The following is a 16146-nucleotide window of genomic DNA, read 5'->3' as shown; positions in this document are numbered from 1 at the left end:
GTCCGCTATAGTTGTATGCGAAGCTCTAATTCCTGCTGAAGGTAATTGTAATCCTTAAACAGCGTCTCAATCTGGTTAGTTACCGCACCGGTAAACTCCCCTACTTTTCTTCTGGTGAAGGTGGAAATATTTAGTCCGCGTTTCTGCAGGAAGTATTTCGATACAATCGGATATACATTGTGCATAACATCCATATTGTCGTTCAGGAACTGCTGTACCTTTTCCACTTCACCTGCCAGTGCCGCATTATTGTAATTATCACATAACCAAACGATCAGCTCCGGAAAGTAATTTCCCTGAATACATGACAAACCGGATGATCCTGCTTTCAACGATTCTACCGCGTGAACCATATAGGCATCATACAGACCGAATTTCGCGCCTTCCGTAGCTTTCAGCTTTGCCCTTACCTGATCGATATCCAGACAGGTATCCTTATGGTAGATCACTCTCTTGGTATCCACGAAGCCCTTCAGCTGTTCAGCAGATAAAAGTCTTTTGTAAGGAACCGGACACTCGTAGAAACCCAACGGCACTCCTGGAGTCTGATCAATCAGATCAAAAACCTGAGAATTGAAATACTCCTCCGAATCAGACTCCTCAGCCAACAGACTGGTGATCACGATAACTGCCTCTGTGCCTGTATCATTTACCCTCTTCACAAAATCTGCCTGTTTTGCGATAGGTCCGCCGAACGTACCTGTAGCGATTACCGGAACTGCTCCGTTTACCGTTTTGATGATATGCTTGATAGCGTCGATGCGCTCCGTATCTGAAAGCTCAAACATTTCGCTTGAAAGGCAATTCGCAAACAATCCAGCCGCACCCGCCTCAAGGTAAACCTCAGTCAATCTGGTTAAAGTACTATAATCAATTTCTCCATTGTCTTTAAAAGGAGTGAGCATCACGGGTATGAAGCCCTTCTTCGAGTTGTCCATATTTCTTAAATATCTATTCTATTGAGCGTTTTCTAATCCTTGTCAGCAGCACACCCACCAGGAAAATGGTTAGCGTACCCACCACAATGATCATATTATAATGAAGTGTATTACGTAAGTAATCGTATTCTACAGGAAGCAGCGGCGAGAACGTCATCCAGATAATGACCAGGATACCGATGATCGTTGCGATAATCGCTTCGTGATTCTTGCTTTGTTTACTGATCAGTCCCAACAGGAAGAGACCAAGCATACCGGCCGCGAAGATCCCCGATAATTGCCACCACACGTCCAGGATGCTCTTCACACCAATCATGGCGATACCTGCCCCCATCCCCAGCAGTCCGAAAACCACTGTCGACATATGAAGCACAAACATGGTCTGCTTCTCGTTTATATCTTGCTTAAAATAGCGTTTGTAAATATCCACGGAGAAAACCGTCGCAGATGCATTCATGCCTGAACTGATGGTCGACATAGCGGCCGACAGGATAGCCGACACGATTAATCCTACCAATCCCGCAGGGATCTTGGTCACCATAAAGTGTGGCATTACCTTATCCCCGTAATCCGCGGGTTTCAGCGTTGCTGCCAGCTCGTTGATCTGAGCGACTGATGCACCTACAGGAAGGCGCTCTACGGCAACCTGCTGTTTCAGCACTTCAGTAAACTCCGGGTTCACACTATAAAAGGCAAACAGTGCAGAGCCGATGATAAAGAACAGCAACGAGGCCGGAACATACAGGAAAACACAGAGCCACAGCGACTTCGAAGCTTCCTTCGAATTAGGAGCAGTATGATAGCGCTGCACATAGTTCTGATCCATCCCGAAATTATTCAGATTGATAAAGAACCCATACAGCAGCACGACCCAGAATGAGGATTGGACGAAATTAAAGTCGAAACTGCCCAGGCTGAACTTGTCGTTCGCCTTGCCAATTTCCATGATAGAAGATACGCCACCAGGCATTCCGTCAACTATCAGATATAAGATGAGCATGGCACCCAGGGTCTTAATCACTCCCTGAACCACTTCAGTCCAGATAACTGCCTCAATACCGCCCAGTACGGTATATATAATGATACATATCCCCATAACGATCATGATCATCGACATGGAATAACCGGTCAGAGCCTGAAGGCTGAGGGCAATACCAAAGAAGATTGAGCCCATGCGCGCAAGCTGCGTGAGAAGGAAACAAACTACCGCATACGTTCTGGCCCAGGCACCGAAGCGCTTCTCCAGGTTCGTATAAGCAGAAATCTCTCCTGTACTCCGGTAAAAAGGAACAAAATACTTGGATGCTACCCATGCGGCGAGCGGCATGGAAAGACTGAACACAAAGGCATTCCAGTTATCGCCGAACGCTTTCCCCGGTACTCCCAGGAAGGTGTTACTACTTAAAAAAGTAGCGTAAATAGACATCCCTATCGCCCATCCCGGAATCGTTCCTGAGGCTTTGGTAAAATGATCAGAACTTTTGTTTTTCCGCGAAAAATAAAAGCCGACAACGATCATCCCTAGAAGATAAATTGCTATAACAGCTAAATCAAAAATTGGTAGGTTCTTCATATCAATAGCCAAATAACTAATATTATTTGACTGCTTTAAGTTCGTTTGGTATAATTAGAGGAAACCCCTTTCAACGTGACAAATCTAGGCTCCATCGCCACGCATTTCCTGTATCATTTTTTCTGAGTATTATAGGATATTATCAAGAAGTGTTTTTAAGACGCTTTTTTGCTGATGGATCACTATCAAATGCCTGATTCCTTCCCGGAAACGCATAAAATAAAAGAGGCTGATCATCCCGAAAATGATCAGCCTCCTGAATAGAAACAATTTGATGAAGGGCTTTTTTAGTAACCGCTATTCTGAAAACCTGAAGGATTAGATATCGCGTCCATTTGCCCCTGTGGAATTGGCCTTAAGCCGTGAGTGCCGTCTACAAAGTACTGACCTACATCCGGATTTTTCTCACTCAGGTATGCCTTCGTGAGCTTCCCTGTACGCTTCAGATCATACCAGCGAGTGTATTCCCCACACAATTCACGTGCGCGCTCGTCAAGCAGGAATTGCAGCGTTATATCGCCCGCGTTTACACGCTGTGCTTTCACCCTGTCTCTCAGGACATTGATATATGTTGCCGCATTGCCAGCCCTGTTCAGATAGAACTCCGCTTCTGCAGCAATCAGATATACCTCACCGAGCCTCATCACAATAGCGGATGCATCACTGGTATAATTGTTTGCTTTCGGACTGACCAGGGATCCGCTGTTGAACTTAACCAGTGAAGGATAAAATTTCAGAAACGGGTTATCAGCCTCTCCCGGATCAACATTCACGCGGTTATACTTCATCTTTACGCGGTTGTCATCTCCGTAAAGATCTTTCATATCAACCCAGATATACTTTTGATTCAGCTTCGTTGCTGCCTCTACAGCATATCCTGGCTCACCCGGACGACTGATCTTGATCGCCAGCTCACCGTTTGCAACCGGCGTACCTGCCGTCAAATTGCTGCTGCGGTCAAACTGCTTGATGGCATCTACAGTCCACTTGTAATTGGTGTTCGCCGTCCAGCTTGTCTGGAAGGACAAATGGTACCGCGGATCAAGACTACCGTCTGCGTTCCTGAACACATCCAGCAGATATTTGCTGGGCATAAAGCTGCCGCCTGTCCAACGTCCTACTTCCAGCTGAAAACCTGCTGAGAGGATCGCTCCAAAAGCTGTTGGTGTTGCGTAGAACTTCTTAAAATCGGTGTTATGGTCAAAAACGTTCGTCGACCCGTATGCCTGCGAATAGGGTGTTTCGTAAAGCGCCTCTTTATTATTCTTATTGTTTGCGGCGTTGAAGTTGTCGATAAAATTGGCATATAGCTGCACGTTATAGCTACCCTGCGATTCGATTAGCTTTTTCGCATTCGCCAGAGCCTCTTCCAGATGATCATTGGTACCATATTCCTTGGTTTGTAAACAGGCTTTGGCCAGCAAACCTATAGCCGCCTTTTTAGATGGGCGCCCCTGCTCTGCTGTTACTGCTGGCAGATTGTCTGCTGCAAAGCGCAGATCCGGCAATATCGCTTTTTCATAAACCTCCAGAGCTGGGGTACGGGTGGCCTCGGTGGCCGCTGTAGTGGTTTCCGACAAGGTCAGCACGACCGGTCCGAACTGCTCCACCAGATGAAAATAATAAAGTGCCCGCAGGAAATGAGCCTGCCCCAGCATATCGTTTTTCTGGGCCTCACTGCTGAAATCCTGAACCTGACCAACACGCTCGATCACCAGGTTACAATAATTGATCGCATCGTATGCCCCGTTCCAGTAATCTTTGGCCATATCGATCGACATAGCTCCACCGGAAGCGTATTTCATGTAGTTCTGGTTATTATTGGAGTTCAGATCCGAGGTCCAGATATCCGTCCCCCCCTCGGTTACCAACAGCAGGTTTCTACCATAGAAATAACGCGGAAGGTCAAAATAACAACTGTTCAACAGCTTATTGTAGCCGGCTACGGTTGATGCCATTTTATCCACCGTCACCCCTGAAGGGTTTACTTCATCAAGCGAGCACGACGACATTCCCATCCACGCTGCCAGTATAGCGATATATACGTTTCTTGTTTTCATGTTTTTACTCTTAGAATGTTACGTTAAGGCCAAATACGAACTGCTTGGTAAGCGGGAAGTTATCTGCTCCTCCACGCTCCGGATCCTGATATTTCAGCAGGTCGCTCTTCGCAAAGATGAACGGATTGTTTGCTGTCAGGTACAGCCTGAATTTATCTACACCCACTTTGCTCATCACCTTTTTATCTAAACTGTATCCCAGTGTGATGTTCCTTACCTTAAAGAAAGAGCCATCTACATATTTGAGTGCATCAAAACCAATATATCCGGCAGTGCTCGAGTGGAGCCCCGGTCTTGGCAGATACGCTCCGGGATTTTCGGGAGTCCAGTAATCGATATCCTCCGGACTGTTCGCCGTACCCAGCGTTGGATTGTAGCGCGTGATCAGGTTACTCGACATCATTTGTCCCCAGCGGCCCGTCAGCAATACACTGGCATCAAAGCCCCTGAAGGTGAAATTATTCTGAAGTCCGCCTGTCCAATCGGGTACAGAAGAACCCAGGATCATCTTATCATTTGCACTATACGCATGGGTTCCGTCTTCTTTAAATGTCCCGTCTGTAGCGAGCTTAATATCGCCGGGTCTGGAATTATACTTAGCGGCTTCTGCGGCCTCACTCTCCTGCCATATTCCGAGATATTTATAGTCGAAGAATGTTTTGATCGGCTGATTCATGAACAGCCCGTCAGAGATCAGGTTCTGTTCGCCTGGCAGCGAAACGATCTTTTCCTTGTTGCGGGCGAAGGTGATGACCGAGCTCCAGGAGAAATTCTTCTTATTGATGTTGTTCGTATTCAGCATCACCTCTATCCCCCGGTTGTTCGTAGCACCGATATTCTGCCACATACGGAACGGACTTCCCCATGATCCGCCCAGAGTGGCAGGCATACTGCGCTTGTATAAGAGGTCTTTGGTGTCTGTATTGTACCAGTCGATCGTCAGGTTAATCAGCCCCTTCATGAATTCGGCATCCAGTCCCACGTTGGTGTTGTACGACTTTTCCCATCCGAGACCCGTGTTTGCGAGCTCCTGATTCAGAATGAATGCAGGACCCGCGGTATTCAGTCCGAATCCTACCGGCTTAGGCGCATTAAAGCCACCGGCCTGTGTACCATAAGCGCCGACACCGCCTGAGTTACCTGTTACACCATATCCTACTCTGAGCTTCAGGTTAGAGATGTTCTTGATATCCTTGAAAAATGCCTCATCACTGATTCTCCAGGCAATTGCTCCTGCAGGGAAAACATCCCATTTGTTCCCTTCGGAAAGTCGCGAAACACCATCCCAGCGATTGGAAAACGACAGAAGGTATTTGCCACGGAAGTTATAGTTTACCCTTCCGACGAAGGACAGGGACTGCGTTTGAATATAAGAAGAGCGGATCACGGAAGTGGTAGCGCCTGCCAGATTATAGAAGGAGTACGAGTCCAGATCAAAACCGGAACCGCCCGCATAGGCCTGTTCCCACTGGTTCTTTGCCCAGGCGGTTACACCGGTCAGGTTAAAACGGTGATCATCCCGGATGCTGAACTCATATCCGACGATATTCTCCCAGCGGTAGTTATAATCGCGGTCATTGGTAATCACCGCTGCAGGTAGCTTAAAGCCTGCCTCCGGGTTTGCAATAGATTGGCTGCCAAAGTACTTCCCGAGCCTTGAGGAGCCCAGTGTCGCACCGAAAACCGACCGGTATGTTAATCCTTTGACCGGATTGATGTCGATGAATGCGTTCCCCGCAAAGTAGGTGTTCAGTGTGTTGTTGACATACTGGTCGGGGATCTCATCCGAAAGCGGGTTCGTCACCTCGTCAATCGGAATATGGTTGATGTTGCCGTTATCATCGAAAGCTCTTCCCAAAGGAAGGAAGCTCAGGCTGTTTCCAAAAACATTCTGGGCAGCCTGGTCATTGTCCGTATAAGTCAGCTGCAGATTCGTCCCTACCTTAACCTTCTGGGATATCTGATGATCTATATTGGCTCTTACCGCATACTTTTTGTATTGATCATTCCGGAGTAAGCCTTCTTCATTATTATAGTTGAGGGATAAATATGCATTGGTCTTCTCATTTCCGCCCGTCACCGATGCACTGTAATTCTGCTGCGTACCATCGTGAAACGCCAGATCCACCCAGTCTACCCATTCATTCGCTTCGTAGGCGGCAAGATGTGCCGGATTGGTAAATATATCGTTCATGAATTCCGGATAGTTGCCCCGCTCCCCACGATACGCTTCCCGCTTGAGCTGCAGATAGGCATCACCGGTGAGACCATGCGGATATTTCGGAAAGCCATTGTATCCATAAAATGCATCGAAATTAACGGAAGACCTGCCAGCCTTGCCTTTCTTGGTAGTAATGATGACTACCCCGTTCGATCCTGCCGAACCGTAGATCGCAGTAGACGAAGCATCTTTCAACACATCGATACTCTCAATATCTGCGGGGTTCAGGCTCGAATAGCTTCCCGCAATTCCGTCGATGATGTATAACGGCGTGTTATCTCCATAGATGGACCTGCTTCCCCTGACTACAATATCCACTCCTGCTCCTGCCCTTCCTGAGGACTTCAGGATATCCATTCCGGAAACTTTTCCCTGAAGAGCGTCCATCACGTTAGCTGTCGGAGTCAGCACAATATCGCTGGCACTTACCGATGATACCGCACCTGTCAGGTCTCGCTTCTTAACTGTTCCGAAACCGATAACAACTACCTCATCCAGACTGCTGTTTGTTTCAGTGAGCTGTACATTCACCACCGTGCCTGACACGGTAACTTCCTTGGTCTCAAACCCAACATAGGAGAAAATGAGCGTCTCATTTCCTTTCGGCAGGTTGAGCCTGAACGTACCGGTAATATCCGTGCTGGTTCCGGCTGTTGCGCCTTTCACTTTAACAGTTACTCCGACAAGGGGCTCTCCTTTAGCATCTTTCACCGTACCGGTGATATTCACTTTCCGCGAAGATGACGTTTTAAGAACCGGGAGAATCGGTGGCTCGGCCGCAAAAACGACCTCTTTCAGTAAGGGGGAACAAAGCAGTCCCACTGACAAGACCGTAGTCCGCCAATGACTTACTCGTAAAAACAAGTTCATAATAATTGGTTAATGGTGAATAATCAGTTTGATTGGCTGGAAACACATAGTGTTATCGCAGAGAATGGAAATTTTTAAGTCATAGTATCTAAATTGGTTAGTAGCGGCTAAAAAGCCGTATTTTAAGCTATTCTTAAGCAATTGCCACGCCCAGGAAATTAGCCTTAGTGTCAAATATAGACCGAAGCTACAAGAGATTCCTGTACCATATTGGCTTACTATTATAGCATCTTATCAAAGACGGAGAAATCACGTATTTATAGCCGGGCGACAAGCGGCAGCCTGCCTGGAGCCAACGTGGGAAGCCAGCCGATAAGTCTTTGGCCTGGTTAAGGGCTGTCTAGTTTTTTTGTGTAAAAGCGAATGTTCTGCATGAGGTTTCCGTGTGACCTGCTTCGGAGTGTAACAGCGGTGACCCCAGAGCGCAGCCAGGGACATACTACGCGGAACCTATGATTCGAATATGAAAAGCCCTAAAACGAAAGAGAGGGTGATCATAATTATAAAGTGAACCCCAAAAGTTCTTGTCTAACTTTTGGGGTTCATCAGCTTGATACAGCTCTTATTGATTTATTCAGGCCTGATGCTTACTGCACGTCTAGTGCTGAAACACTGAGACCTTCAGCATCAATCGCGATAATCTTGTATTTGTAAGTTCCTGCGTTGATCATGGAGCCCGACGTTCCGTTCAGGTAGTTCCACTTTCCGGGTTTACTTGTGGTAAGCTCCACTATTTCCTCTTTCAGGAGTGTACCGTCCCTCATCACCAGCTGAATCTTCGCCTTCATGGTCTTCGGCGTTGTATTGGCATAACGCAGGGTCAGGGAATAGGTATCCGCAACTCCTACCGAGAATGTGAATTCCAAAACATCACCAGATACCTTCTGGAAGGTAACGGCGTCTTTTTCGTTTACTTTTCCGGCTTTGATATTGGACGTAAACTTCGCAATGTGCGATTTATAGGTTTCCACCTTCTTCAGGTCAAATGCAGGCTGGAGTGTACTGGCCGGCAAGACGGCTGTTGTCAATGCTGATGAAATCTGCACGGACTGGCCTTTTTCAAAGCGCTTACGATAAACCTTGAATTTAAAGTTTGCAGTCTGGCTGTTCTCCAGATAAGACTTGGTGTCTTCGTAGTCCTTCAACCAGGCAGGATGGGACTGACCTTCAGGCAGGGCAACAAACACATCGCCTTCTTCAGCAAGTGTAAAGGTCGCCTGTCCCCCTTTATCAGAGGTTCTGATCCAGTCTGCTCCGTACAATACGGGCGGCAAGGAAGTAAAGGCCACCTTTTCTACTCCATTGTACTGGCGGTCTCCGGCATCCATCCAGGTCTCTAATGACCAGTCGGATGGGGCTTTCAGGTTCTGCACCAGGCTGGCAGGGGCTCCCGCAGGCTTGATGTTCTTATCGGCAGATGCAATGGCAATAGCTGAGATCACGGCCTGCCCCGATAATACTTTGGGGAACGATATGTTCAGTCTACCACCGCGTACCTTCACTTTCAAGGTCTTTTTAAGGGCACCATCATGTCCGGCCTCTTTCCAGATGTCCAGATTTCTGATCTCCGTTTTGCCATTCACCGCCACATCAAACAGCCTGAAGCCTGAACAATCCATTCCGCCACCTGTACCGAGCCAGGGCTCGTTGAAATAGAGCTCAACAGTGTACTCGCCATCAGGCACAGGGAAATCAAAATTGAGCTTCTCCCTTCCGTATCTAAAGGTCTGGAACAGCGCCCAGTCTTTGGTTCCTTTTATCGGATCGTGTGTTTTTCGCTGACTGGCGAAGAAGGCCGGTGTTCCGGGAAAATCTTTCGTCCACGAGTTTGATCCCCAGGTATCTGCAGACGTTTGCTGCCTGTCGGCTTGCCAAACGTTCCCGTTGATATCTTTGTAGTCGGGTCCACCGAGGTTTACCCGGTAGAGATAGTTCAGATTCTTCTTGGCGGCAGTCAGGTTTTGCGCCCCCTGAAAGAAGTCTTCAAAGCGCGGCGACTGAGGCAGGTGGTTCAGTACGATATAATCGCGTGCTACTGCTTTCCCGTTTACATATCCTACTGCGTAGAGCACATTGTAACGAATGTCGGCTTTCGACCAGGAGAAATGTGTACCCACTCCGCCTCTGGTTCTTTTGCCAAGGGAGACGTCATTCACATCGTTAAACAGTTCCACTTCATCGCAATTGGAATAGATGGTGATGCTGTCTTTGATGCCAGGCGACTTCCACCTGTTTGCCCAGGTATGCGATACGATGTATACCATCGGATCGGTCTCTTTGGGAGCATAATTGGATCTGAACATGTAATAAACATCCAGGGGCTCTTCCCAAGGGGTCAATAAGCCTTTGTAGTTAACAGGACCAATCCTGTCGAGCTCGCGAAGGCCTTCGCCTCCCTGTACCCTGCCTGGATTATCATGCGAGGTAAAGAGCCAGAAATAGTGACCTGATGCTTCGTTCTTAACAGAATCTGCCAGGCGAACCTTCATCTCCATTAACTGAGTCATGCGGTCTTCGCTGAACACGCCATTCTGATCAAACGGCCCTTCTGTATGCAGATCGAGTGTCCGCCATGCGCCATACTCACCGATAAGCACCTGACGCTTCACATCTTCACCATAGAGCTTCGGATCTCCACCGTAGGTTCCTGTCCAGTTCTGAGGCACATCCCAGTCTGTACCCTGACCACCATTACAGGTAGTTACCAAACGCTGGGAGGATGCTGTCGGATCCATCTCTCTGATAATCTCTGTGCATTCCCGGGCAAATTCTTCGGGCAGTGTACTTTCGTTTTCCAGTCCCCACAATACAACAGAAGGGCTGTTTCTGCGCTCTTTTACCCAGTCCCTCATCAGGGTTTTAAAATTTTTCTTAAACTCAGGATTGTCAAACCAGATATGTGCAGCCATCTGAGTCCACAGCAGAATGCCCATCTTGTCCCAATGCTCCTGATACCGGAGGTTGTGCGGTTGATGGGCATCGCGGAAGGAGTTGAATCCAGCGGCCTTCATCTGCATAACCCTCGAGCGGATCTGCTCCGCGCTGAAGGCGTGGCTTGCACCGATAAGGTGTTCATATTCGGCGATTCCGTTAATAAATACCGGCTTGCCATTCAGAAAAAAACGCTTGTCGTTTGAGGCGCGACCGATTGGCCAGCTGATCCAGCGGATCCCGTAAGGGGTTTCCAGCCTGTCGACCACCTTGCCATTGTCTACCAACTCTGTGACGATGGTGTACAGGTAAGGATCTTCGATAGACCACAGATGAGGGTCTTTGATCTCGGGACTCTCATTTTTTACAGTTTCGGTAACTCCCGGCTGCAGCATCCTTTGTGTGCTTGTTTCAAAAACCTTTTTTCTTTCGCGGTTCTCGATACGGTTCACGATGCGGAGCTGCTTAGGCGTATTGCCGTAATTTTTCACCTCTACAGCCATGTTGATCCGCGCAGAGCGTGCTGAGATCTTATTGTCATTCCAGGCATGCACTCCGAAAGGCTCAATGCGGATATTGTTGGTAACTACCAGATGAACCGGACGGAAGATTCCCATGGGTTGTGAACCTTCGGAGAAACCCCGTTCTTCTGAGCCTCCACCGTCTACCCAGGGCAGATCACGGATTTCATCAGGATGGTCAGCGCGCACTGCTAGGGTATTGTTGCCATTCAGGCGGATCGCTGAAGTTACGTCCAGTGTAAAGGTGGTACGTCCACCCGCATGATAGCCCACTTTTTTTCCGTTCAGCCATACCGTTGCATAGGAGCCTACCCCTTCAAAGAAGAGAAAGTAGCGATCGTTCTTTCCTTTGGCTTTTACGCTGAAGTTCTTCCTGTACCAGGCATATCCGTGCCGGTTGCCTTTCAGCAACCTTCTGTAGCCCTCGTAGGCGTCCCAGTTATGCGGAACATCTACCTGCTTCCAGCTGGCATCCTTAAACCCTTCACTCTCGAAACCATTATAGAGATTCTGATCCTTGTCGTGAGCTACAGTGCGCCAGCCATCATTCAGGGAAATTTCCCTGCGAACCTGGGCTTCTGTAGTCAGGTTCAGAAACAGGCCCGCAAATAGAACGAGCAAAAACCTTCGTATATCGTACATATTATTTCATTAATTGTAATGCGGCATTGATGGTATATCGTTTTCCGCGTACTGTTGGAAAGGTCAATTCCCTTCCCTGATATTTGATCGTGCAGCTGTTGCCGGCCGTGGATAATACCTCCAGAGCAGACAGCTTGCCGTTCTGCCATTTCACGTCGACTTCGAAACCTCCGCGGGCACGCAAGCCTTTGATCTCCCCGTCGCGAAGTGCTGAGGGAAGTGCAGGCAGCAGGTCAAGATAGCCGGAGTGACTTTGAAGCAGCATTTCAGCTATTCCTGCGGCTCCTCCGAAGTTCCCGTCGATCTGGAACGGCGGATGCGCGTCGAAGAGGTTGACGTAAGAACCTCCACCTTTTGCAGCAGGACTGATCAGCATGTGAACCATTTTCCAAGCGTGATTGCCGTCTTTGAAGCGCGACCAGAAGTTAATCTTCCATGCCAGGCTCCATCCTGTACCTTCATCACCTCTGTAGATGAGCGACTGTCTGGCAGCCTTCATCATTTCAGGATCTTTATCCCAGGTGATATCAGCACCAGGGTGTACTCCCCATAAATGGGAAACATGACGATGCTTGTTGGTGGTATCGTCAATATCTACAGTCCACTCCTGTAACTGTCCGTACCGACCGATCTTATTTGGTGTCAGTCGGTCGCGGTTGCTCTTCATAACCTTGCGAAGTTCTGCATCGGTATTCAGGATCTCTGAAGCACGGATGCATGCATTGTAGAGGTCGCGGATAATCTGGTGGTCCATCGCCGTCCCCATAACCAATCCGCCCTGTTCGGGAGAGTTGGTAGGTCCACTGACCAGAAATCCGGTCTGCGGATCTTTAACCAGGTAGGAGTTGAAGAACAGAGCAAGCTGACGCATCAGCGGATAGGCTTTATTTTTCAAAAACTCCTTGTCCTGGCTGAAATTATAGTGTTCCCAGAGGTGCGTACTCAACCAGGCTCCCCCAGTTACCCAGATGCCGTGGTTGGAGTTGTTGATCGGTGCGGTACCTCTCCATATATCGGTATTGTGGTGTACCACGAATCCCGGGGCGTTGTAGTATTTCTTTGCCGTTTCAGCACCAGTTTCACTGAGCTCGCTGATCATATCAAAAAGGGGCTCATGCATCTCGGAAAGATTCAGTCCCTCAGCAGGCCAGTAGTTCATCTCCAGGTTGATGTTGGTGGTGTACTTGCTGCCCCACGACGGTGTTAGGAGATCGTTCCAGATACCCTGCAGGTTGGCTGGACGCGTGCCGGGACGGGAGGTTGAGATGAGCAGATATCTTCCGTACTGCAGATATAAAGCTGCTAAAGCAAGGTCATTATCGCGGGCAAACTGCTCGATGCGCTGGTCTGTAGGCAGCGCGCTCTGCGGAGAGGATCCAAAGTTAACAGACAACCTGTTGAAGTATTGCTGGTACTCTTTTAAATGAGCCTCCCTAAGGTCGGAATAGCTCCGTTTCGCCAACTTATCCATGTCTGCTTTTGCAATCGCAGCGGGGTTACCGGATACATCTTTGTAGTCCTTGTAGTTGGTGGCAGCACTAAGGTAGATAAGCACCTCATCGGCTTTGCTCACTGCGATCTGACCATCCTTCGCTATTGTTTTACCGCCTGTGGCCTGTACCTTTAAGATGCTCTCCCCTTTCAGGGCGCCATCTTTTACCTGGACAGCCAGGCTGAGCGAATTAGGGCCGGTTACGCGAACGGCTGATTGTTTATGAGAACTTCTCAGGCCTGCCTGGAAGGATATGGATTTCTTTTTGTCTGCTGTCAACCGAACAACGATAACTTGGTCAGGCTGGCTGACAAAATACTCACGCGTATAGCGAACACCATCAGACACGTATGTGGTGCGTGAGATCGCAGTGCTGAGGTCAAGCTCCCGTTTGTAAGCGGAAGCTTTGCTCCGGGAAGCAGGGAACGTCAGCATGATATCGCCGAATGGCTGGTAGCTGGCCTGATAAGCCCCCACGAGTGGCGGATTATCATCCTGGATCTTGTATTTCCAGGTCTTGCTCAGCTTAAGGGCCTGAGCCTCGGATGCACCCTGGGGATAGACCATAAGGGGACGAGTAACGTCTTTATAGCCGACCAGTCCGCCTTTGTCGAAGTAGTTTAGCACCTGAATGGAAATATGGTTAAGCCCTTTGCGCAGCTTGCCGGCGGCCACCACATATCTCCTGCCATCGGAGGCATTGTCGGTTGTTCCCACAAGCTGGCCGTTGACATATGTAAAATCGTGATCACGTATCTTGCCAAGGTCGAAGACCAGGTCCTTTCCTATCCAGCTATCCGGGAGAACGAATGAATTCCGAAGCCATACGGCACCGTCGACCCCTTCCAGTCCAACGGTTTCCCATCCGTTTATGGCTGGCAGCTGAATGGTTTTCCAGTTGCGATCGTTAATACTTGCAGATGAAGGATCCTCTTTAAGCTTTTTCAGGTCTCTGACTTTTGCTAACCAGGGAGCCCTTTCTTCTTCTTTCGACTTCAGGCCCATAAAATGCCTGGCGGCAAGTTCTTCTGCCTGACGCTGCTTGCCGGCAAACAGCAACTGACGTATTTCATTCAGGTACTTCGCCCCGTCGGGCATGTTGTACTCTCTGGGTGATCCGGTCCAGAGTGTTTCCTCATTGAACTGAATATGCTCCTGGTTTACACCACCAAAGACCATGGCCCCTATACGGCCATTGCCCAGAGGGAGCGCATCGGTCCACTGCTGTGCTGGCTGGTTATACCACAATTTAAGGTCTTGTGCCTGCAGGTTGCCAAAGGACAGGCCTGCAAACACAAAACTGAGCGCTAAACGCGGATATTTTATCATTAATCTAACTTTATTTTTTCCTTCACATCAGATTCCTGGGTGACAACCGTCTTCACGTTTCCGAAGTGGTTTGCTTTACCTACGACACCGTTTGTTTTCGCACCTTTTGCTTTCAGGTAAACATCTGTTCCCTTTGCTGGAAAGGCGTTATGGATGAACACGTCTTCCACGTTGTTGAGTTCAACAACGGCCTCACCGGCAACTGGCTTCTGTGATTTAACGCCATTGAGTTCCAGGCCGACAACATTTTCTGCCTGTACAACCGCGCCCTTCTGGGCGTTAATGCGAACGTTGTGAAACTCAATGTCTTTAGACATCTTCACGACAAATCCGGTTTTTACATCCATGTTGATATCGTTGAAGGAGATATTTTCAATCGGCATTTCCTCCAGACCATTCAGGTAGGCTGCCTGGTTGCCCTGCGCAGTAATATTGCTGAAATGAATATTGCGGAAAGCAGGAGTACGTTCAGATACCGGCTCTACAGTAGTTTTAGCGTACTGCATGTCGAGAACGATTGCCTGATCACGGATGTTCTTCATGATTACGTTATCTACGCGGATATCCTCTACTACACCTCCCCTTCCACGGGCAGTTTTGATACGTAAACCACGGTCAGTACCATCGAATACGCAGTTTGAAATGGTGATCTTTTTCACACCGCCTGACATCTCACTTCCGATAACTACACCACCGTGACCTCTTAACATGGTGCAATTGGTAATGGTATGGTTCTCTGCAGGAACATTTGATTTTCTTCCTGAGCGGTCTTTACCGGATTTGATAGTGATACAATCGTCGCCTACACTGATATGGCAGTCTGAAATATGTACGTTGCGGCACGATTCAGGGTTGATACCATCGGTATTTGGAGAAGGCGGATTATCAATCGTCACCTTGGTAATGGTTACATTATCACAATACTGGGGATTGATGGTCCAGAATGGTGAGTTTTGAATTTTTATACCTTCGATCAGCACGTTTTTGCAGTTCATCATCTGGATGAAAGGAGGACGCAGAAATCCGCGCTCGATCCAGCCCGGAAGATCCGGAGCCAGTACATCTTTGTTCAGACGCTTGAACTCTTCCTGCCAGCGAGAGGTTGGAATCTTCTTTACGTGAACCTCAGAATATGCCCACCATTTCTTGCCATGACCGTCAATAAGACCACGGCCTTTGATGGCAATATTCTCTGCATCTATGGCATAGAACAAAGGTGAAAAGTTCATTACGTCTGTACCTTCCCAACGGCTTTTTACCATAGGAAGATAGTGGTCGAAGTTATCGCTGAAATGAAGCTCAGCTCCTGCGTCAATGAAAATGGTGATATTGCTCTTCAGGTGGATGGGACCGGTGAGATATTTTCCTGCCGGAAAATAAACGGTACCGCCGCCTGCCTTTGATGCCGCCGCGATGGCCTTCTTAATGGATTCTGTAGCCAGCTTACTGCTGTCATTCTTTGCACCGTACTTTAAAACATTATAATAATCCTGAGCCGAAGCAGTAGTAACGTAGAAACACGTTACGATCAAGGTCAGAATCAAACTTAACTTAGCGTACCTTTTCATT

7 protein-coding genes are annotated in these 16146 nt (G+C 48.3%); all 7 read right to left on the bottom strand.

Annotated elements, in window-relative coordinates; all coding sequences use genetic code 11:
- Positions 1 to 5: 5 nt before the first annotated feature.
- Positions 6 to 938 (bottom strand): dihydrodipicolinate synthase family protein, encoded by a 933-nt coding sequence (locus tag ACO1NU_RS13735; protein WP_448819061.1) that lies wholly within the window; start codon positions 936 to 938, stop codon positions 6 to 8.
- A 13-nt stretch (positions 939 to 951) separates the two neighbouring features.
- The gene (locus ACO1NU_RS13730) at positions 952 to 2511 is read right to left on the bottom strand and encodes a sodium:solute symporter (protein ID WP_448819060.1); all 1560 of its coding nucleotides are present in this window, start codon (positions 2509 to 2511) and stop codon (positions 952 to 954) included.
- A 287-nt stretch (positions 2512 to 2798) separates the two neighbouring features.
- Entirely contained in the window at positions 2799 to 4571 is a 1773-nt protein-coding gene (locus ACO1NU_RS13725; protein WP_448819059.1) for a RagB/SusD family nutrient uptake outer membrane protein, read from the bottom strand.
- Positions 4572 to 4581: 10 nt separating this feature from the next.
- Positions 4582 to 7662: a SusC/RagA family TonB-linked outer membrane protein gene (locus ACO1NU_RS13720; RefSeq protein ID WP_448819058.1), complete on the bottom strand. Its 3081-nt coding sequence runs from the start codon at positions 7660 to 7662 to the stop codon at positions 4582 to 4584.
- Positions 7663 to 8249: 587 nt separating this feature from the next.
- Positions 8250 to 11756, bottom strand: a complete 3507-nt coding sequence (locus ACO1NU_RS13715; protein WP_448819057.1) for a malectin domain-containing carbohydrate-binding protein — start codon at positions 11754 to 11756, stop codon at positions 8250 to 8252.
- 1 nt (position 11757) lies between these two features.
- A complete protein-coding gene (locus ACO1NU_RS13710) occupies positions 11758 to 14577 on the bottom strand; it encodes a glycosyl hydrolase family 95 catalytic domain-containing protein (RefSeq protein WP_448819056.1) in 2820 nt (939 codons plus the stop codon).
- Positions 14577 to 16145 (bottom strand): glycoside hydrolase family 28 protein, encoded by a 1569-nt coding sequence (locus ACO1NU_RS13705; protein WP_448819055.1) that lies wholly within the window; start codon positions 16143 to 16145, stop codon positions 14577 to 14579. Before ACO1NU_RS13705 ends, ACO1NU_RS13710 begins: the two co-directional genes overlap by 1 nt.
- Between the last annotated feature and the right edge of the window lies 1 nt (position 16146).

It is taken from the genome of Arcticibacter sp. (assembly GCF_053551015.1).
The sequence above is the reverse complement of the archived record's forward strand: the minus strand, read 5'-3'. Positions and strand labels throughout refer to the sequence as shown.